This window comes from Micromonospora sp. WMMD1274 (assembly GCF_049179035.1).
Lineage (GTDB): Bacteria > Actinomycetota > Actinomycetes > Mycobacteriales > Micromonosporaceae > Micromonospora > Micromonospora tulbaghiae.
This window is the reverse complement of sequence record NZ_JBMHMG010000001.1, coordinates 4,830,130-4,848,432: the sequence shown is the minus strand read 5'-3', so window position 1 is coordinate 4,848,432 and position 18,303 is coordinate 4,830,130. Positions and strand designations below refer to the sequence as shown.

At 74.5% G+C, this 18,303-nt stretch carries 18 protein-coding genes; 8 read left to right on the top strand and 10 right to left on the bottom strand.

All coding sequences use genetic code 11. The features are described from left to right. Positions 1–6 precede the first annotated feature (6 nt). On the top strand, positions 7–231 hold the full coding sequence (locus ACN27D_RS23090; RefSeq protein WP_081635946.1) for a hypothetical protein: 225 nt from the start codon (positions 7–9) through the stop codon (positions 229–231). A 77-nt stretch (positions 232–308) separates the two neighbouring features. Here ACN27D_RS23090 and ACN27D_RS23085 read toward each other — a convergent pair whose 3' ends face one another. The 8 genes from ACN27D_RS23085 to ACN27D_RS23050 all read right to left on the bottom strand — a co-directional run bounded on the left by ACN27D_RS23085 (position 309) and on the right by ACN27D_RS23050 (position 9,253). Beyond that, positions 309–1,538 (bottom strand): DivIVA domain-containing protein, encoded by a 1,230-nt coding sequence (locus ACN27D_RS23085; protein ID WP_252449397.1) that lies wholly within the window; start codon positions 1,536–1,538, stop codon positions 309–311. 22 nt (positions 1,539–1,560) lie between these two features. Then, positions 1,561–2,706 carry a 23S rRNA (adenine(2503)-C(2))-methyltransferase RlmN gene (rlmN, locus tag ACN27D_RS23080; protein ID WP_120571158.1) on the bottom strand — a complete coding sequence of 382 codons (1,146 nt, stop codon included), beginning with the start codon at positions 2,704–2,706 and terminating at the stop codon, positions 1,561–1,563. Between the two features lie 104 nt (positions 2,707–2,810). Next, complete coding sequence (locus ACN27D_RS23075; RefSeq protein WP_421499972.1) at positions 2,811–4,148, bottom strand: phosphatidate cytidylyltransferase; 1,338 nt, start codon at positions 4,146–4,148, stop codon at positions 2,811–2,813. Between the two features lie 255 nt (positions 4,149–4,403). Further along, on the bottom strand, positions 4,404–4,961 hold the full coding sequence (gene frr / locus ACN27D_RS23070; protein ID WP_091419619.1) for a ribosome recycling factor: 558 nt from the start codon (positions 4,959–4,961) through the stop codon (positions 4,404–4,406). Positions 4,962–5,047: 86 nt separating this feature from the next. Beyond that, on the bottom strand, positions 5,048–5,815 hold the full coding sequence (pyrH, locus tag ACN27D_RS23065) for a UMP kinase (RefSeq protein WP_013284607.1): 768 nt from the start codon (positions 5,813–5,815) through the stop codon (positions 5,048–5,050). 157 nt (positions 5,816–5,972) lie between these two features. Then, positions 5,973–6,800, bottom strand: a complete 828-nt coding sequence (gene tsf, locus ACN27D_RS23060; RefSeq protein ID WP_120571160.1) for a translation elongation factor Ts — start codon at positions 6,798–6,800, stop codon at positions 5,973–5,975. A gap of 127 nt (positions 6,801–6,927) precedes the next feature. Next, positions 6,928–7,815, bottom strand: a complete 888-nt coding sequence (gene rpsB / locus ACN27D_RS23055; RefSeq protein ID WP_421499971.1) for a 30S ribosomal protein S2 — start codon at positions 7,813–7,815, stop codon at positions 6,928–6,930. Positions 7,816–8,188: 373 nt separating this feature from the next. Continuing rightward, positions 8,189–9,253, bottom strand: a complete 1,065-nt coding sequence (locus ACN27D_RS23050) for a hypothetical protein (RefSeq protein ID WP_364804236.1) — start codon at positions 9,251–9,253, stop codon at positions 8,189–8,191. Positions 9,254–9,517: 264 nt separating this feature from the next. Here ACN27D_RS23050 and ACN27D_RS23045 point away from each other — a divergent pair, with 264 nt between their 5' ends. From ACN27D_RS23045 to ACN27D_RS23035, 3 genes are read left to right on the top strand one after another with little or no spacing between them, the layout of a single operon-like run. Continuing rightward, positions 9,518–9,877: a YraN family protein gene (locus ACN27D_RS23045; RefSeq protein ID WP_120573924.1), complete on the top strand. Its 360-nt coding sequence runs from the start codon at positions 9,518–9,520 to the stop codon at positions 9,875–9,877. Between the two features lies 1 nt (position 9,878). After that, positions 9,879–11,399 (top strand): YifB family Mg chelatase-like AAA ATPase, encoded by a 1,521-nt coding sequence (locus tag ACN27D_RS23040; RefSeq protein ID WP_421499970.1) that lies wholly within the window; start codon positions 9,879–9,881, stop codon positions 11,397–11,399. After that, on the top strand, positions 11,396–12,574 hold the full coding sequence (locus tag ACN27D_RS23035; RefSeq protein ID WP_421499969.1) for a DNA-processing protein DprA: 1,179 nt from the start codon (positions 11,396–11,398) through the stop codon (positions 12,572–12,574). The genes ACN27D_RS23040 and ACN27D_RS23035 overlap by 4 nt, the downstream gene beginning before the upstream one ends. 5 nt (positions 12,575–12,579) lie before the next feature. Here ACN27D_RS23035 and ACN27D_RS23030 read toward each other — a convergent pair whose 3' ends face one another. After that, complete coding sequence (locus tag ACN27D_RS23030) at positions 12,580–12,921, bottom strand: hypothetical protein (protein WP_358170218.1); 342 nt, start codon at positions 12,919–12,921, stop codon at positions 12,580–12,582. 448 nt (positions 12,922–13,369) lie between these two features. Here ACN27D_RS23030 and ACN27D_RS23025 point away from each other — a divergent pair, with 448 nt between their 5' ends. Together ACN27D_RS23025 and ACN27D_RS23020 are read left to right on the top strand one after the other, a co-directional pair. Continuing rightward, positions 13,370–14,359 carry a tyrosine recombinase XerC gene (locus ACN27D_RS23025; protein ID WP_421501186.1) on the top strand — a complete coding sequence of 330 codons (990 nt, stop codon included), beginning with the start codon at positions 13,370–13,372 and terminating at the stop codon, positions 14,357–14,359. 86 nt (positions 14,360–14,445) lie between these two features. Then, positions 14,446–15,627, top strand: a complete 1,182-nt coding sequence (locus ACN27D_RS23020; RefSeq protein ID WP_421499968.1) for an aminotransferase class V-fold PLP-dependent enzyme — start codon at positions 14,446–14,448, stop codon at positions 15,625–15,627. A 31-nt stretch (positions 15,628–15,658) separates the two neighbouring features. On the opposite strand, the gene ACN27D_RS23015 is transcribed toward ACN27D_RS23020, so the two are convergent. After that, positions 15,659–16,243, bottom strand: a complete 585-nt coding sequence (locus ACN27D_RS23015; protein ID WP_421501185.1) for a murein hydrolase activator EnvC family protein — start codon at positions 16,241–16,243, stop codon at positions 15,659–15,661. A 279-nt stretch (positions 16,244–16,522) separates the two neighbouring features. Here ACN27D_RS23015 and ACN27D_RS23010 point away from each other — a divergent pair, with 279 nt between their 5' ends. Together ACN27D_RS23010 and ACN27D_RS23005 are read left to right on the top strand one after the other, a co-directional pair. Continuing rightward, a complete protein-coding gene (locus ACN27D_RS23010) occupies positions 16,523–17,182 on the top strand; it encodes a methyltransferase domain-containing protein (RefSeq protein ID WP_421499967.1) in 660 nt (219 codons plus the stop codon). Continuing rightward, positions 17,179–18,285 carry a sulfite oxidase gene (locus tag ACN27D_RS23005; RefSeq protein ID WP_393155465.1) on the top strand — a complete coding sequence of 369 codons (1,107 nt, stop codon included), beginning with the start codon at positions 17,179–17,181 and terminating at the stop codon, positions 18,283–18,285. The genes ACN27D_RS23010 and ACN27D_RS23005 overlap by 4 nt, the downstream gene beginning before the upstream one ends. Positions 18,286–18,303 lie beyond the last annotated feature (18 nt).

The window sequence follows — 18,303 nt, the reverse complement described above, 5'->3', positions numbered from 1 at the left end:
CCGACAGTGGCAGGAGACGAGCCGGTAACCGCGCCAGATCAGCACAAGCCCGGACACCGCAAGTCCGGACGGATCGGTGCGGTGCTGTCGGCGTTGGCCTTGGTTCTGATGGCGTTCTGCGGGATCGAGGAGGGCCGGGTGGAGCACATCTGGCTGTTCGGGATCGCCGGACTGCTGATCGCCATCGTCATCGGCGACGCCGTGCTGCGCCGCAACGGTCTGCGGTCCTGACGCGCGGCGCCCACGGTAGTGCGCGAAGGGCCCGCCCCCGGTGAGGGGGCGGGCCCTTCGTCGTCTCGCGGCCGGGGTCAGCGGCCGAGCAGGATGTCCTGCACGTCCTTGAGCGCGGCGTCGACCTCGGCCTCGAAGTAGCCACCGGGCACCAGCCCGAAGCGCAGCGTGTCGAGTTCCTTCGGGTTCACCGGCATCGGGTTGCGCCCCTGCATGCCGCCGAGCAGCGTCTCGAAGAACCGGTCGACCTGGTCCGGGTCGTAGCCGCTGCCGAACCGGCGGACCTGGAAGCTGCGCCGGATCTGGTCGACCCGGTGCAGGTCACTGCCGGGCGGACCGGCCATCGGCGGTCCCACCATCGGCGGCCCGGCGACCGGCGGACCCACGAGCGGCGGGCCGGTCATCGAGGGGCCCGGGCCGTAGCCCTGGTCCGGCGGACCGTAACCCGGGTCGGGCGGCCCGTAGCCGGGCTCCGGTGCGCCGTAGCCCTGCTGCGGCAGCGCCGGCGGGCCGCCGGGGCCACGACCACGCAGCTCGCGCTCGGGCATGCGGATCTCGGCGGTCATGTCGGCACGCGCGCGCCGGCCGGCCTCGAACCCGTCGAACCGCTCCTCCTGGCCGTACCCGCCGGGACCGCTGTCCGGGGGACCGTAGCCACCCGGGCCGCTGTCCGGCGGACCGTACCCACCGGGGCCGCTGTCGGGCGGACCGTAGCCGCCGGGGCCGTTGTCCGGCGGACCGTAGCCACCCGGGCCGGGCGGCAGGCCGCGCGGCGGCGGGCCGCCGTGCCCCATCGGCGCACCCGGACCCATCGGGCCGGGGCCACCCGGGCCGCGGGGGCCGTCGTAGCCGCCGCGCGGGCCGTCGTAACCACCGGCGAACGCGCCGGTCGGCTCGTCGTAGCGGTTGCCGTAGCGGTCGGCCGGCGGGCCGGGCTGAGCGGGCATCTGCCGGGGCGGCATCGGCGGCTGCGGCACCGGCGACATGCCCCGGTCGTCGCGCATCGGCGGGCCGAGCCGGTCGGCCATCCGGGGATCGCCACCGCGCCCGGCCGGTGCGCCACCGCGCTCCTCCAGCTCGGCGAGCTGCCGCTCGACCCGGTCGAGGTGCAGGTCGACCTGCCACTCGTCGTAGCCGTTGAACCGGACCCGGAAGACGACGTCGTGGACCTCCTGGGAGGCCACGGGCGCGCCGATCGGCTGGCCGTCGAGTGTCGCCTCGACCCGGTCCAGGAAGGCATCGACCTCGTCGACCTTGTAGCCCCGGCGGAGCGCCTTACGCCGGAAACGCTGACCCTGACTCGCCACTATGTCTCCTGGTCTCGTACCGCTACGCCGTTGCCGCGCCTGAGTCGCCGTCCGTGTCCCCGGCGGCGGCGAGCTGCCCACAGGCCCCGTCGATCTCGCGTCCCCGGGTGTCGCGCACCGTGGTCGACACCCCGGCGTCGCGCAACCGCCGGACGAACTCCCGCTCGACCGGCTTCGGGCTGGCGTCCCAGCGGCTGCCCGGAGTCGGGTTGAGCGGGATCAGGTTCACGTGGGCCAGCTTGCCGGCCAGTAGCCGCCCGAGCAGATCGGCTCTCCACGGCTGGTCGTTCACGTCCTTGATCATCGCGTATTCGATGGACACGCGACGCCCCGTCGTGGCCGCGTAGTCCCACGCCGCGTCCAGCACCTCGGACACCTTCCAGCGCTGGTTGACCGGGACGAGTTCGTCGCGCAGCTCATCATCGGGGGCGTGCAGCGACAACGCAAGGGTCACCGAGAGGTCTTCGCTGGCCAGTCGGCGGATCGCCGGCACCAGGCCCACCGTCGAGACGGTGATGTGCCGCTGCGACAGGCCCAGCCCTTCCGGTGCCGGGGCGACCAGTCGGCGGATCGCCGCCACCACCCGCGAGTAGTTGGCGAGCGGCTCGCCCATGCCCATGAACACCACGTGCGACAGCCGCGGCGGCGACCCCGCGACCGCGCCGGAGGCGGCCACCCCGGCCAGGTAGACCGCCTGGTCGACGATCTCGGCGGTGGACAGGTTGCGGGTCAGCCCGGCCTGGCCGGTGGCGCAGAACGGGCAGGCCATGCCGCAGCCGGCCTGGCTGGAGATGCAGACGGTCACCCGGTCCGGGTAGCCCATCAGCACGCTCTCCACCAGCGAGCCGTCGTGCAGCCGCCAGAGCGCCTTGCGGGTCGCGCCGTCGTCGCAGGCCAGCTCGCGTACCGGGGTCAGCAGGTTGGGCAGCAGCTCGCCGGCCAGCCGCTCCCGGGTCGCCGCCGGCAGGTCGGTCATCTGCTCCGGGTCGCGCACCAGGCGGCCGAAGTAGTGGTTGGAGACCTGCTTGGCGCGGAACGCGGGCTCACCCAGCTCGGCGACGAGCGCCTGCCGGCCCGGCAGGTCCAGGTCGGCGAGGTGGCGGGGAGGCATCGCGGGCCGGCGGCCGCGGGCGTCGGGGTCTACGGAGATCAGCGGGAGACTCGTCATGGCGCGTCCAGTCTGACACGCTCCCGCCCGGACGCACCCGTCCGTACGTGTCGAATCGCCCCCGGCCACCCGGTCCGCAGCGGGTCGCCGCCGTGACGCATGCCTCAGCTCACCACCGGGACGAAGACGGCGAGCAGCAGGTAGGCCACCGGCACGGCGAACAGGATCGAGTCGAGCCGGTCCATCAGGCCGCCGTGCCCGGGCAGCAGGTTGCTCATGTCCTTGACGCCGAGATCCCGCTTGATCATCGACTCGGCGAGGTCACCGAGCACCGCCGAGACCGAGATCGCCATCCCGAACAGCGCACCCCACCAGGGGGCCACGTCGAACAACGCCCACAGCAGCGCCGCGCTGCCCGCCGCCGCGGCCGTCACCGAGCCGGCGAAGCCCTCCCAGGACTTCTTCGGGCTGATCGTCGGCGCCATCGGGTGCTTGCCGAAACTCACGCCCGCGGCGTACCCGCCGGTGTCGGAGAGCACCACCGCCGCCAGCGTCACCAGCACCCGCAGGGCCCCGTCGTCGGGCGCCGCCGCGAGCATGGCCGCGAACCCGGCGAGGAACGGCACGTACACCGCGATCAGAGTGGCCGCGGTCAGGTCGCGCTGGTAGTTGCCGGGCCCGTCGCCCAGCCGCCAGATCATCGTGCCCAGCACCGTGACCAGCAGCCCGAGGCACAGCGCGTCGGGGCCCGCGTACCAGGCCAGGCCCACTGTGATCACGCCACCGGCGACGAGCGGCGCCAGCGGCGGGTGGGCGCCGCTGCGGCGTACCGCGCGGGCCATCTCCCAGATGCCGATCCCCACCGCGGCCGCGAGCACGGCGAGGAACGCCGGCATGAAGAAGAACAGCGGCACCACGACCGCCGCGCCGAGGGCCACCCCGACGCCGATCGCGGCCGGCAGGTTGCGCCCCGCCCGGGACGCCTTCGGTGCGGTGGTCGGCGGACGCTCCGCGCTCGCCCGACGGCGTCCCGGCCCGCGGCGGCCGGCCGGCGGCTCGGGCTCGGGCGTGGGTGCGGGCTCGTCGCGTACCGCCGGGATCTGGTCGGTGGGCTCGTCCCGGACCGGCGCGATCTGCGCGGTCGGGTACTCGTCGTCGCGGGCGGGCTCGCCCCACGGGCCGTCGTGCTCCGGCCCGTCCGGCCGGGCGCGGTCACCGGCCGGCGGTCCGTCGTACCGGCCCGGGCCGTCGTGGTGCCGCGAGGTCGTCGGGTACGGCCCGGCGTACGTGTCCGGAGCGGCATAGGTGTCCGGAGCGGCATACGGGTCCGGGCCTGCGCCGGGACGGGCGTAGGTGTCCGGCTCGGCGGGGCGGGTGTGCGCGGCCGGACCCGGTCGCCACGGGCCGGGCTCCAGATCGGTGTCCGGCCAGGGCAGGGCCGGGGCGGCCGGGCGGTCCCAGCCGCGCGACTCGGTGTTGCCGTAGGGGTCGGGGTGGGACATCACGCACCGGCAGCCGGTACGAGAGCCACCACATGACGCAAGACCAAGACCATCCCCTACCGGCGTGAGACTTCCTGTTTTACCGACCGAGGGCCGGGCGACTCCCGCCGTTCACCCCGTGGTGGTCGGGAATCGTGCCGAGCCTACTGCACCCGCCGCGGCCCCGAGGGTGTGCGCCGCCGGGCACGACGACGGCACCGGGCCGCCGCCCGGGCGGGCGACGGCGGCGCGGTGCCGTGCGAGGTACGCGGGTGCTCAGACCTCGAGCAGCTCGCTCTCCTTGTGCTTGACCAGCTCGTCGACGTTGGCGACGAAGCGCTGGGTCAGGTCGTCCAGCTCCTTCTCCGCGCGCCGGCCCTCGTCCTCGCCGACCTCGCCGTCCTTGACCAGGCGGTCCAGCTCTTCCTTGGCCTTGCGGCGGATGTTGCGGACGGCGACCTTGGCCTCCTCGCCCTTCTGCCGGGCGACCTTGATCATGTCGCGGCGCCGCTCCTCGGTCATCTGCGGCAGGACGATGCGGAGCTGGTTGCCCTCGTTGTTCGGGTTGGCCCCGAGGTCCGAGTCGCGGATCGCCTTCTCCATGGCGCCCAGCTGCGAGTTGTCGTACGGCTTGATGATCACCATGCGCGGCTCGGGCACCGCGATGGACGCCATCTGCGGCAGCGGGGTCGGGCTGCCGTAGTAGTCGATGACGATCCGGGAGAACATGGCGGCGTTGGCGCGTCCGGTACGGATGCCGCCGAACTCCTCCTTGGCGTGCTCGATGGCACGCTCCATCTTCTCCTCCGCCTCGAGGAGGGTGTCGTCGATCACCGGTCTCCTCGCCTCCTTCTGTCGCTCGTCGTGTGTGGTGCGGGTGCTGCCGTGGCAGAGGGACCGCTGCCGGTCCGGCGGGCCGGTCAGGCGGTGATCAGGGTGCCGATCTTCTCGCCGCCGACGGCCCGGACGATGGTGTCGTCGCCCTGGGCGCCGAAGACCAGCATCGGCAGGCCGTTCTCCATGCAGAGGCTGAACGCGGCGGCGTCGGCCACCCGCAGATTACGGCGCAGCACCTCGGAGAAGGTGATCGAGTCGAGCTTGCTCGCGGTCGGGTCGATCCGGGGGTCGGCGGTGTAGACCGCGTCCACGCCGTTCTTGCTCATCAGGACCACGTCCGCGCGGATCTCCAGCGCCCGCTGGGCAGCCACCGTGTCGGTGGAGAAGTACGGCATGCCGGCGCCGGCGCCGAAGATGACCACGCGGCCCTTCTCCAGGTGCCGGATCGCGCGCAGCGGGATGTACGGCTCGGCGACCTGGGCCATGGTGATCGCGCTCTGCACCCGGGTCTCGATGCCCTCCTTCTCCAGGAAGTCCTGGAGGGCCAGGCAGTTCATGACCGTGCCCAGCATGCCCATGTAGTCGGCGCGGGCGCGGTCCATGCCGCGCTTCTGCAGCTCGGCGCCGCGGAAGAAGTTGCCGCCGCCGACCACCACCGACACCTGCACGCCGCGGCGTACCACTGTGGCGATCTGGCGGGCGATGCCCTGCACGACGTCGGGGTCGACGCCGATCGCGCCGCCGCCGAAGACCTCACCGGAGAGCTTCAGCACCACCCGGCGGGACCGACCGGGCGGAGGGGCGGTCGGGTCCTCCGCCGCCAGGCTCCGGTCACTCACAACCTGCGTCATCCGCCCCGCCCCTTCTCCCCGCGCATCGCGCGAGCGTCGCGTACGTGCCCCTGCCGACCCTATGTGACGAGGAGGCCGCGGTGCCTGTCGCGTACACCGGCGGCCTCCTCGTCGACGTTCTCCCCTGTGCCCGGGCCGGACGGCCCGGTGCGGCGGCTCAGGCCTGGCCGACCTCGAACCGCAGGAAGCGGGTCACCTCGATGCCGGCGTCGGCCAGCACCTGCTTGACGGTCTTCTTGTTGTCGGCGACCGACGACTGCTCCAGCAGGACGAAGTCCTTGAAGAAGGCGTTGACCCGGCCCTCGACGATCTTCGGCAGCGCCGCCTCGGGCTTGTTCTCCTCGCGGGCGGTCTGCTCGGCGATGCGCCGCTCGGACTCGACGGTCTCGGCCGGCACCTCGTCACGGGTGAGGTACTTCGGCCGCATCGCGGCGATCTGCATGGCCACGGCGCGCGCGTCGGCGTCGGCCGCCTCGTCCGTCTTGCCGGTGAACTCGACCAGCACGCCGACCGCCGGGGGCAGGTCCTGGCTCTTGCGGTGCATGTAGACCGCGGTGGTGCCGTCCAGCTTGGCGAAGCGGTTGAGCACCAGCTTCTCGCCGATCTTGGCGGACTGCTCCTGGATCAGGTCGGCCACGCTCTTGCCGTCGATGCTGCTGGCGAGCAGCTCCTCGGCGTTGGTGGCGCCGCTGGCCACGCCGTGCTCGACCAGCTGCTGGGCCAGCGCGATGAAGGCGTCGTTCTTGGCGACGAAGTCGGTCTCGCAGTTGAGCTCGAGCAGCGCCTGGCCGGAGTGGGCGATGAGGCCGTTGGCGGCGGTGCGCCCGGCCCGCTTACCGACGTCCTTGGCGCCCTTGACGCGCAGGATCTCGACGGCCTTGTCGAAGTCGCCCTCGGCCTCGGTCAGCGCCTTCTTGGAGTCCATCATGCCGGCGCCGGTGAGGTCGCGGAGCTTCTTGACGTCCGCGGCGGTGAAGTTGGACATGACTCTCTCTTCGGTGTCAGTGAGGTGGTCTGGGGTGCTGGTTACCCGGTTCCGGGCCGGTTCTGCCCGGCGTACCCGTCGCGTCCCCACCGCCGGGAATCCGGCCGGTGGGGACGCGACGGCGAGATCACTCCGCGGAGGCGGTCGCCGGCTGCTCGGCGGCCGGCGCGGCCGGCGCGGCCTGCTCGGCGGCCGGCGCGGCGGCGGCGGGCTGCTCGTCGGCCTTCTTCGGCTCCTCGAGCAGCTCGCGCTCCCACTCGGCCAGCGGCTCGTCGGCACCGACCTGGCCGGCCTCGGGCTTCTCGTCCGCGCCCCGGTTGCGACCGGAGCGGGCGATCAGACCGTCGGCGACGGCGGCGGCGACGACCTTGGTCAGCAGCTCGGCCGAGCGGATGGCGTCGTCGTTGCCCGGGATCGGGAAGTCGACCTCGTCCGGGTCGCAGTTGGTGTCGAGCACCGCGATGACCGGGATGCCCAGCTTGCGGGCCTCGTCGACGGCGATGTGCTCCTTCTTGGTGTCGACGATCCAGACCGCGGCCGGGAGCTTCTGCATGTCCCGCAGACCACCGAGGGTCTTGGTGAGCTTGATCTTCTCGCGGGAGAGCTGGAGCGTCTCCTTCTTGGTGTAACCGGCGGCGGTGCCGCTCAGGTCACCCAGGGCCTCCAGCTCCTTCATCCGCTGCAGCCGCTTGTACACGGTCTGGAAGTTGGTCAGCATGCCACCGAGCCAGCGGTGGTTGACGTACGGCTGGCCGACCCGGGTCGCCTGCTCGGCGATGGCCTCCTGGGCCTGCTTCTTGGTGCCGACGAACAGGATGCTGCCGCCACCGGCGACGGTGGTGCGGACGAACTCGTACGCCTTCTCGATGTAGTCGAGCGTCTGGCGCAGGTCGATGATGTAGATACCGTTGCGCTCGGTGAAGATGAAGCGCTTCATCTTCGGGTTCCAGCGCCGGGTCTGGTGCCCGAAGTGCACACCGCTTTCCAGCAGCTGACGCATGGTCACGACGGCCATGGTGGGTTACTCCTACGTTGTCCCTGGTTGTCCGTCCGGCCGGCGGCCGGACGCCTGGCGCCCGGTCGCCGGCCAGGGTGGGCCCGATACGTCAGATCAGGACCAGGGAGGCCGTCGCCCCACGGAGGAAACCGTGGAGAGGGCACGCGAGGTCGACCGCACGAGGCGGTCGCCAGTCGACCAGTGTACGCGCCCTCCCCGCTGCCCGGCCCCCGGGTGCGGGAGGCCGCCTTGACCGACCCTGGGGACGGCCTTGATCGACTCCGCCTTGATCGACCCCGGCCTTGATCGACGCCATTACGGCGAAGTGGCGGTGTCAACCTGTCGGTGACACCGCCACTCCGGCGTACTGGGATCAGCGGGCGTTCGCCGCTCAGCCCGCCGCCAGGGCGGCGGCGAGGAACAGGACCAGGCCGACGGTCAGGTACGCCGTCGGCGGGCGCAGCCAGCCCCGGCTGCCGTCGGCGAGCGCCAGCCCTCCGGTACGCAGCCCGTACAGGCCGGTGCCGAAGATCGGCAGCCCGACCACCAGGAAGATGCCCACCACCACGTGCGACGTCGACACCGGGTCGCCGAACAGGCCGTGCAGCAGCACCCGCACCGCCGGCACCTCCAGCACCAGCACCATCACCGCCAGCAGCACCGCCAGCGCGGGGCGCCGGGTCCGGTAGACGCCGTCACCGGGCGGCGGCCCGTCCGGACGCGGCAGCACCGCGGGCATCGGGCCGGTCGGCATCTCCAGCGGGTTCGGGGTCGCGGCCGGCTGGGCCGGGCCGCCCGGACGCTCGCCGATCCGCAGCGGGGTGGCCTCGCCCGGGTTCAGCCGTGCCGCGGCGGTCGGTTCGGCCCCGCCGTCCGGGCCGGTGGTTCCCGGTGCCGGCTCGACGACCGGGTAGCCGCCGATCGGGCTGAGCCGCGGCTTGTCGACGCCGGCAGCGCTCCGGGCGTCGACGCCGGGACCGCCGGCCGGGTCGCTGCCGTGGGCGATGAGGCCGTACGGGTCGGCACCGGCCGGGGCGGCACCGGTCAGCGGGGCGGCCGCCGGCGTACCGAGCGAACTCGACAGCGGGTTCCCGTGCGCGGCGGTGCCGAGCGCGTCGACGCCGCTGCGGGACACCGCGCCGAGCGGGTCGTCCGCGCCACGGGCCGCCGACTCGCGAGCCGCGCGGCGGCCGGCGCGCGATCCGGGCAGCTCACCGGAGACCTCCGGGTCGTCCGGCCGCTGCGACCGCCAGCTGCTCGTGTCGTCCACCAGCGGATCGGCGGCGGAGTACCGGCCCGGCTCGGCGTACCGGCTGTCACCGGCGCGCTGCTCGGGCGTGCGGTAGTCGTCGTCGCGGTAGCGGGGCTCGCCCGCGGCGCGCCAGTCCGACTCGTATCCCCGGTCGCCCCATCGCGACCCCTGCTCATCCTCGGAGTAGCTCCGTCGTCCGTCCACGACCGGCACGGTATGCGACCGGCTCCAGCCGCGCCATTCGGGTCACCGGGGATCGGCCCAGGTCAGCGCCGATGCCGCCGGGTCGCCGACGGGACACGGTCAGTAGCCGCACGGTGTGAACGCCGGCATGACGTCCGGGTACGGGAGGCCGCTCCGTAGCAGATCGGAATCATGATCGTCGTTCCGTCCACAGGCGGCACCTTGTCCACAGGGCGGCCCTTCACGGCGCCCCTGCTCGCGGCCGCCGGTCGCATCCTGGCCGGCATGACGAACCGGAACCGAGCCGTCGGGGCGTACGGCGAGCGGTGCGCGCTACGGCACCTGATCGAGACGGGCCTGCGCCCGGTCGCCCGCAACTGGCGCTGTCCCGAGGGCGAGATCGACATCATCGCCTGGGAGGGCCCGGTCCTCGCCATCTGCGAGGTCAAGACCCGCCGTGGCGAGCAGTTCGGCTCCCCCGCCGAGGCCGTCGTGCACGCCAAGGCCCGCCGGCTGCGCGGCCTGGCCGCCCGCTGGCTCGCCGAGACCGGGACCACCGCCGACGAGGTCCGCTTCGACGTGCTCTCCGTCCGGCTCCCGCTCACCGGCCCCGCCCGCGTCGAGCACCTCCGCGGCGCGTTCTGACATGGGGTACGCGAAAGTGCTGAGCGTCGGCCTGGCCGGAGTCGCCGGGCACCTCGTCGAGGTCGAGGCCGACCTGGCGCCCGGACTGCCCGCCGTGATCATCTCCGGCCTGCCGGACACCGCGCTGCACGAGGCGCGCGACCGGGTCCGCGCCGCGATCGTCAACTCCGGCCAGAAGTGGCCCAACCGCCGCATCACCCTCAACCTGCTTCCCGCCACCCTGCCCAAGTACGGCTCGGCGTTCGACCTCGCCATCGCGCTCGCCGTCCTGGCCGGCTCGGGCGAGCTGCCACCGGTCGCCCTGGACGCCACTGTCGTGCTCGGCGAGCTCGGCCTCGACGGCGCGGTACGCCCCGTCCGCGGCACGCTGCCCATGATCGCCGCCGCCGCCCGCGCCGGGCACACCCGCGTCGTCGTGCCCGCCGGCAACGCCGCCGAGGCGGCAGTCATCCCGGGCGTACGGGTGCACGCGGTCGACACCCTGCACCGGCTCGTCGCCCACGTCCGCGACGGCAGTCCCCTGCTCGCCCCACCCGCCCACGTGCCGCCCGGCGGCCCGGCCGGGCCCGACCTGGTCGACGTGGCCGGGCAACCGCTCGGGCGGCGCGCCCTGGAGATCGCCGCCGCCGGGGGCCACCACCTCGCGCTGCTCGGCCCACCCGGCGCCGGCAAGACCATGCTCGCCGAGCGGCTGCCCTCGATCCTGCCGGAGCTGGACGACGAGGCAGCCCTGGAGGTGACCGCGCTGCACTCGATCGCCGGCCTGCTGCCGCCCGGCGGCGGGCTGCTGCGCCGTCCCCCGTTCCAGGCGCCGCACCACACCGCCACGGTGCCCGCGCTCGTCGGAGGCGGTTCCGGGCTGGCCCGGCCCGGCGCGGTGTCGCTCGCCCACCGCGGGGTCCTGTTCCTGGACGAGGCGCCCGAGTTCGGCAAGAGCGCGCTGGAGGCGTTGCGGCAGCCGCTGGAGAGCGGCCGGGTGCGGGTGGCGCGTACCCGCGGTGCCACCGAGTACCCGGCCCGCACCCAACTGGTGCTGGCGGCCAATCCCTGCCCGTGCGCGAAGCCCTCCGGTGACGTCGACTGCGAGTGCCCGCCGCTGGCCCGGCGACGCTACCTGGGACGGTTGTCGGGTCCGCTGCTCGACCGGGTGGACGTGCAGGTCAAGCTGAAGGCGGTACGCGCGGCGGAGCTGCTGAGCACCGACGCCGCGCAGGAGTCCTCGGCCACCGTCGCCGCCCGGGTGGTCGCCGCGCGGCACGCCGCCGCCGATCGCTGGGCGGCCACCGGGCACCGGGTGAACGCCGACGTCCCCGGCCCGGACCTGCGCCGGCCGCCGTGGCACCTGCCCGCCCGGGTCACCAGGGATCTGCGCCACCGGCTCGACACCGGTTCGTTGTCCGCGCGCGGCTACGACCGCGTACTCCGTCTCGCCTGGACCATCGCCGACCTGGACGGGCGGGACCGGCCCGGCCACGACGACGTGGCGGAGGCCATCCAGCTCAGGACCGGGGAGGTCGCGTGAGCGCCGACGACCGCCGGCTGGCGCGGGTGGCGCTCACCTGGCTCGCCGAGCCCGGCACCCGGTCGGTGTACGCCCTGGTGGAGCGGATCGGGCCGGTCGCCACGCTCGACCTGCTGCTGTCCGGCGAGGCGCCGGAACGGGCACTCCGGTCGGCCGTCGCGGCGCGCGGCGCCTCCGGTGACGCCCGGGCGGTCGCCGCGGAGGCGCTGGCCCGCGGCGAACGGCTCGGCGCCCGGCTGGTCACCCCCGAGGACGACGAATGGCCCGCTCAGGTCCGCGACCTGCGCCGGCTGGCGCTGTCCGGGGCCACCCGGCGGGTCGACGTGGAGACCGACCCGCCGCTCTGTTTCTGGGTACGCGGGGCGTGGCCGCTCGGTGAGGCGCTGGCGCGCTCGGTGGCGGTGGTCGGCGCCCGGGCGGCCACCCCCTACGGCGCGCACATCGCCACCGAGCTGGGCTACGGCCTGGCCGACCGGGAGTGGACAGTGGTCTCCGGTGGGGCGTTCGGCATCGACGCCGCCGCGCATCGGGGCGCGTTGACGGCGGGCGGGCGCACCGTCGCCGTGCTCGCCTGCGGGGTGGACCGCCCGTACCCGATGGGCAACGCCGCGCTGTTCGACCGGATCGCCGAGACCGGCCTGCTGGTGAGCGAGTGGATTCCGGGCGCGGAGCCGCTGCGGCCACGGTTCCTCATCCGCAACCGCGTGATCGCGGCGGCGACGAGCGGCACGGTGCTGGTCGAGGCCGCCGCCCGCAGCGGCGCCACCCAGACGCTCAACCGGGCGCTCGGCCTGCGCCGGCCGGCGATGGTGGTGCCCGGACCGGTGACCTCAGCGATGTCCGTCGGCGGGCACGAGGTGCTGCGGGAACGGCCGGAGGCCCGGCTGGTCACGAATGTCGCGCACGTGCTGGAGGAGGTGGGGCGCATCGGGTACGACCTGGCCCCGCCCGCCCGGGCGCCCGAGCGCGCACGGGACCGGCTCGACGAGGAGGCCACCCAGGTGCTGGAGGCGTTGCCGCGCCGCCGGGCGCTCGACCTGGAGAGCGTCGCGGCGCGCGCGGGCGTGGATTTGCGTACCGCCATGCGCAAGCTGTCCATGCTGGAGGAACTGGCGATGGTGGTACGCCGCGACGGCGGCTACGCGCTCGCGCCGCCGTCGGCCGCACGCACGTGAACGCGTCAGTCGCCCTCGAACCGGATCTCGGCGTCGCGGCGCTCCGCGCACCGGCGGACGAGCCGGGCCAGCCGGTGGACGTGGTCGACCTCGGTCGGCGCCCCGGCCACCTCGGCCAGGCACCGCAGCTCGGCCAGCAGCTGCGACATCCGCTCGGCGCCCACTGTCAGCTCGCCGAGCGGGTCGACACGGTCCAGCAGCGGGGTCCGGCCACCGCCGCGGACACGCTTGAGCAGGTCGAGCAGCACGTCCTGCGGGTCCGCGACGACCTCGATCGAGACGTACACGGGCCGGCGGCGACTGTCACCCGCCGACACCTGCCGGTAGAGGACGGCGTCCACTCCCACTCTCGGCCCTCCTCGTAGCGGCGTCACCGTCACGGGGACGCGTTCGCCTGATCGCGGCCGGATCGACCCTCCGTCAGGGCCGGCTCGGCCACGCTGCCCGCCGGTCGCCGCACCGGAGCGTGCCGCAGCATGAGTTTCCCCTGTCCAGACCCGCTTCTGCCACCCCCGTTCCACGCGTCGGCACTGATCCGGCGCCGGAAGGGCGCGTCCGACGTGGCGGACGGCACACGCCGGTCGACCGACCGACGCCGGACGGCGGAGTGACGGCCGGGCCGGCACGGTGAACGGCGGGGACGGCGGCACGGCGGACGAGGGCACTTCCGCCTTACGCTGGGGCGGTGATCGCCGTCCGCCTCCGCCGCCCCGACCGCGTACGCCCGGACCGGGTGCCGCGGTGAGTCAGCGGCGGCGCGGCACGCGGGACGCGCACGAGGAGCTGCCCGCGTCGATGCGCGAGGCGGTGGACGACTTCGCCGACCACCTGTCGCGGGTCCGCAACCGCTCCGTCCACACCGTCCGGGCGTACGTCACGGATCTCGTGTCGCTCCTGGACCACGCCGTCCGGATGGGCTGCGCCGAACTGCCGGAGCTGGACCTCGCCGTGGTTCGTAGCTGGCTGGCGAAGCAGCGGACCATGGGCGCGGCCCGGACGACGATGGCACGGCGCACCGCCGCGGCCCGGACGTTCAGCGCCTGGGCGCACCGGACCGGCCTGCTCGCCGACGACGTGGCCGCACCGCTGGCCAGCCCTCGGGCCCGGCGGGAACTACCCACCGTGCTGCGCGCCGACCAGGCCGCCGCCCTGGTGGAGGCGCCCTCGCAGCAGCGCCCGGGCCCGTCCGGGGCCGACCGCTCGACGGCCCACCCCGACGGCGCCGGGCTCGGACGCGACGACGGAACGACCGCCGAGGCCGTCGGCGACGGACCGCCCGACGCGGTGCTGCTGCGCGACCGGCTGCTGCTGGAACTGCTCTACGGCACCGGGGTACGCATCAGCGAGGCGTGCGGCCTGGACGTCACCGACGTCGACCAGGCCCGCCGGGTGGTACGCGTGCTGGGCAAGGGCGGGCGGGAGCGGTCGGTGCCCTACGGAGTGCCGGCCCAGCGGGCGCTGGACGCCTGGCTGCGCGACGGGCGACCCGCCCTGCTGGCCCCGGGCTCGGGCCGGGCGCTGCTGCTCGGGGCGCGCGGCGGACGGCTCAACCCGACCACCGCGCGGCGGATCGTGGCCGCGTGGGCCGGGGCCGCCGGGGTGCCGCGGGTGACGCCGCACGGGCTGCGCCACTCGGCCGCCACGCACCTGCTCGAAGGCGGCGCGGACCTGCGCGCCGTACAGGAGTTGCTGGGGCACTCGTCGCTCGCCAGCACGCAGATCTACACGCACGTCTCGGTGGAGCGGCTCCGCGCCGCGTACCGGCAGGCCCACCCCCGCGCCTGACCGCCACGGGCGCGCAGGCCGTCGGTGGCACGGTCTGCGGGCGGAATCCGCCCAGCGCATGATCCATCTCGGGCTAGGATCGACGGATGACGGTGCCGCAGCCACCCGAGCCGATTCCCGGGGCTCGGCTGCTCTTCTCCCTCGATCCCTCCGTCAGCCATCTCAACCACGGCTCGTTCGGCGCCGTACCGATCGCCGTGCAACGCGCCCAGCAGCGCCTGCGCGACGAGATGGAGGCCAACCCGCTGCGGTTCTTCACGCAGGGCCTGGTCGACCGGATCGCCCACGCCCGGCGGCACCTGGCCGCGTTCCTCGGCGCCGACCCGGACGGGACCACGCTCGTCGGCAACGCCACCACGGGCGCGGCCGTCGTGTTGCAGTCGCTGGCGCTGCGCCCCGGCGACGAGATCGTGACCACCGACCACGGGTACGGGGCGGTGGCGCTGTCGGTCACCCGCGAGTGCGGCCGCACCGGGGCGGTGTCCCGCACCCTGCCGGTGCCGCTGATGGCCACCGACGAGGAGGTGGTCGAGATCGTCCGCAACGGGTTGCGCCCCGGGCGTACCAAGCTGCTGATCGTCGACCAGCTCACCTCGCCGACCGCCCGGCTGTTCCCCACCGCGGCGATCGTCGCGGTGGCCCGGGAGCAGGGCGTGCCCGTGCTGGTGGACGCCGCCCACGCGCCGGGCATGCTGCCGGCCACAGTCGCGTCCGTCGGCGCCGACTTCTGGGTCGGCAACCTGCACAAGTGGGCGTACGCGCCGCGCGGCACCGCCGTGCTCGTGGTGACGCCGCAGTGGCGGGAGAAGATCCAGCCACTCGTCGTCTCGTGGGAGCAGGACAGCGGGTTCCCGGTCCGGGTGGAGTGGCAGGCGACGCTCGACTACACCGGCTGGCTGGCCGCCCCGGTGGGCCTGTTCACGTTGCGCAGCCTCGGCGTGGACCGGGTACGCGCGCACAACGCGGCGCTGGCCGCGTACGGGCAACGGGTCGTGGGGGACGCGCTCGGTGTGACGCCGGAGCGGCTGCCGGAGCCGGGCGGACCGGCGGTCGCGATGCGGCTCGTGCCGCTGCCGCCCGGTGTCGCGACGACGCTGGACGCGGCCCGGGAGCTCCGGGCCCGGATCGCCGACCGGCTCTCCGCCGAGGTGTCGGTCGCCGGCTGGAACGGGCGCGGCTACCTGCGGCTGTGCGGCCAGGTCTACAACACCCCCGACGAGTACGACCGGCTGGCCGTCCGGCTGCCCACGCTGCTCGCCCAGGGCTGAGCCGCGCGCCGCCGACCGGCGCCGCCGCCGATCAGCCGGCGACAACCGCGGGACCGTCGGAGACGGGGTGCAGCGGCAGCAACCGCACGCGGCCGAGCCCGAGCAGGGCCAGCGGATCGAGGTATTCGGTCTCGCGCCGCAGGCCCCAGTGCAGGCAGGCCGCCTCGGTGCAGCCGGGATGCCCGGCGAGCAGGTCGCCGACCGGCGTGCCGGCGTCCACGGGGGTACCGGCGGTGAGCCGGGAGCGGACCGGCTCGTATGTGGTGCGCAGCCCGTCGACATGGCCGACGGTGAGCACCGGCCGGCCGGCGACTGACCCGGCGAACAGGACGGTCCCGGCACCGGCCGCCAGCACGGGCGCACCGGGTGCGGCGGCGAGGTCGACGCCCCGGTGCCCGGACAGCCAGGGCTGCGGCGGCGGGTCGAACCGCCGCACCACCCGGGGAGCGCCCGGCAGCGGCCACCGGAACCGCCCACCGGGCGCAGCCCGGATTCCCGCCCCCGAAACACCCGCCATCGGATCACCGGCTGCCGAGGCACCCGCCGCCACACCGGCGAACGGCCCGACCACGGACGAATGGGCGCCCGCCGCGGACCCGGCGAACGGCCCGGCCACGAACGAATGGGCACCGGTCCAGGGCGACGGCGGCCCGGCCGAGGACGACAGCGCCGCCCGGGACGGCGCGGAGGCGCCCGGCAGGCAAGCCGCGAGGAACAACACCGACAGCACGGCCCGGCCGGCCGGAGAAATCGAGGTACGCACGCCGGACACCCTGCCCACCACGGGCACCGTCCCGCGAGCACCGCGCGACCGCCCTGTGGACGACGCACCGGCTGTGGACGAGCGCCGGAATCGGGGCCGATCTGCTACGGCCCGGACGCCTATGCTGGCCGGGTGACGAAGGACTGGTACGCCTGGCACAGCGACTACGACCAGCCCGAGTCCGCACTGGCCCGGCGACTCGCCGAGGTGCGGCAGCGTGTGGCCGACGCGCTGGACGTGGCGCCGCCCGGCCCGCTGCGCGCGTTGAGCCTCTGCGCGGGTCAGGGCCGCGACCTGATCCCGGTGCTGGCCGCCCATCCCCGGGGCGGCGACGTGACCGCCCGCCTGGTCGAACTGGATCCACGCAACGCCGACCTGGCCCGTCGGGCGGCCGTCGACGCCGGGCTGACCGGCGTGGAGGTGGTGACCGGGGACGCCTCGCTGACCGACGGCTACGCCGACCTGGCCCCGGCGGATCTGGTGCTGGTCTGCGGCATCTTCGGCAACATCACCGACGACGACATCCGGGCGACGGTGCGGCACTGCGCCTCGCTCTGCGCCACCGGCGGCACCGTGTTGTGGACGCGGCACCGGCGTGAGCCGGATCTGGTGCCGGTCATCTGCGAGTGGTTCGCCGAGGAGGGCTTCGAGGCGGTGGCGGTGAACAGCCCGGCGGACGGTGTGGGCGTCGGCGCGCACCGCTTCACCGGTACGCCCCGCCCGCTGGCGGCGGGGGCGCGGATGTTCACGTTCGTGGGCTACGACGTGCTGGAGCGGACGGAGCAGTCATGACCACTGTGGACGACGTCAGCCGGCCCTCCCGGGTGGCCGGGCCGGACGAGGCGATCAGTGCCGAGGAGCTTCAGCTCGCCGCGCGTAACCACGGCATCCCGCTGGAGGCGCTGCGGTACGACGTGACCCCGGCGGGCCTGCACTATCTGCTCATCCACTACGACATCCCGGACGTCGACCCGGCCGGGTACGCGCTGAGCGTGTCCGGCGCGGTCGAGCGTCCACTTCGCTTGGACCTGGCGGCGCTGCGCGACCGGCCCCGGGTGACCCACCGGGTCACGCTGGAGTGCGCCGGCAACGGCCGGGCGCTGCTGCATCCCCGGCCGGTCAGCCAGCCGTGGCTGGTGGAGGCGGTGGGCAACGCCGAGTGGACCGGTACGCCGCTGGCGCCGCTGCTGCGCGAGGCCGGCCTGTCCGGCGACGCGGTGGACGTGGTGTTCACCGGCGCGGACCACGGGGTGGAGCGCGGTGTCGAGCAGGACTACCAGCGGGCGCTGCCGGTGGCCGACGCGCTGCGCGAGGAGGTGCTGCTGGCGTACGAGATGAACGGCGCTCCCCTGCTGCCGCAGCACGGCGCGCCGCTGCGCCTGATCGTGCCCGGCTGGTACGGCATGGCGCACGTGAAGTGGCTGCGCGACATCACCGTGACGACCGGGCCGTTCGACGGCTACCAGAACGCGGTGGCCTACCGGTTGCGACGCGACGCCGACGACCCGGGCGTGCCGGTGACCCGGATCGAGCCGCGCGCGCTGGTGCGTCCGCCCGGGTTCCCGGACTTCATGTCCCGCACCCGGGTGCTGCGGCCGGGACCGTGCACTCTGGACGGCCGCGCCTGGTCCGGTCACGCACCCGTGACCTCGGTCGAGGTGACTGTCGACGGCGGCGAGACGTGGACACCGGCGGTCCTGGACGAGCCGGCCGGTGGCGAGTGGGCGTGGCGCCGGTGGTCGGTGAGCTGGACGGCGACGCCGGGGCGGTACGTGCTCGGCGCCCGGGCGACCGACGCGTCGGGGCGTACCCAGCCGGTCGAGCAGCCGTGGAACCGGGGCGGGTTCGCGAACAACCTGGTGCAGCGGGTCGAGGTGGTCGTGCCGGCGGAGTGATCCCGGGCGGTCAGCCGC

What these genes read in the sequence shown, in the direction of transcription:
- rlmN (WP_120571158.1), bottom strand. Translation starts at nt 2,706, where the DNA reads ATGACGAGTCTCCCGCTGATCTCCGTAGACCCCGACGCCCGCGGCCGC.
- ACN27D_RS23075 (WP_421499972.1), bottom strand. Translation starts at nt 4,148, where the DNA reads ATGTCCCACCCCGACCCCTACGGCAACACCGAGTCGCGCGGCTGGGAC.
- pyrH (WP_013284607.1), bottom strand. Translation starts at nt 5,815, where the DNA reads ATGACGCAGGTTGTGAGTGACCGGAGCCTGGCGGCGGAGGACCCGACC.
- tsf (WP_120571160.1), bottom strand. Translation starts at nt 6,800, where the DNA reads ATGTCCAACTTCACCGCCGCGGACGTCAAGAAGCTCCGCGACCTCACC.
- rpsB (WP_421499971.1), bottom strand. Translation starts at nt 7,815, where the DNA reads ATGGCCGTCGTGACCATGCGTCAGCTGCTGGAAAGCGGTGTGCACTTC.
- ACN27D_RS23045 (WP_120573924.1), top strand. Translation starts at nt 9,518, where the DNA reads ATGACGAACCGGAACCGAGCCGTCGGGGCGTACGGCGAGCGGTGCGCG.
- ACN27D_RS23040 (WP_421499970.1), top strand. Translation starts at nt 9,879, where the DNA reads ATGGGGTACGCGAAAGTGCTGAGCGTCGGCCTGGCCGGAGTCGCCGGG.
- ACN27D_RS23025 (WP_421501186.1), top strand. Translation starts at nt 13,370, where the DNA reads ATGCGCGAGGCGGTGGACGACTTCGCCGACCACCTGTCGCGGGTCCGC.
- ACN27D_RS23020 (WP_421499968.1), top strand. Translation starts at nt 14,446, where the DNA reads ATGACGGTGCCGCAGCCACCCGAGCCGATTCCCGGGGCTCGGCTGCTC.
- ACN27D_RS23005 (WP_393155465.1), top strand. Translation starts at nt 17,179, where the DNA reads ATGACCACTGTGGACGACGTCAGCCGGCCCTCCCGGGTGGCCGGGCCG.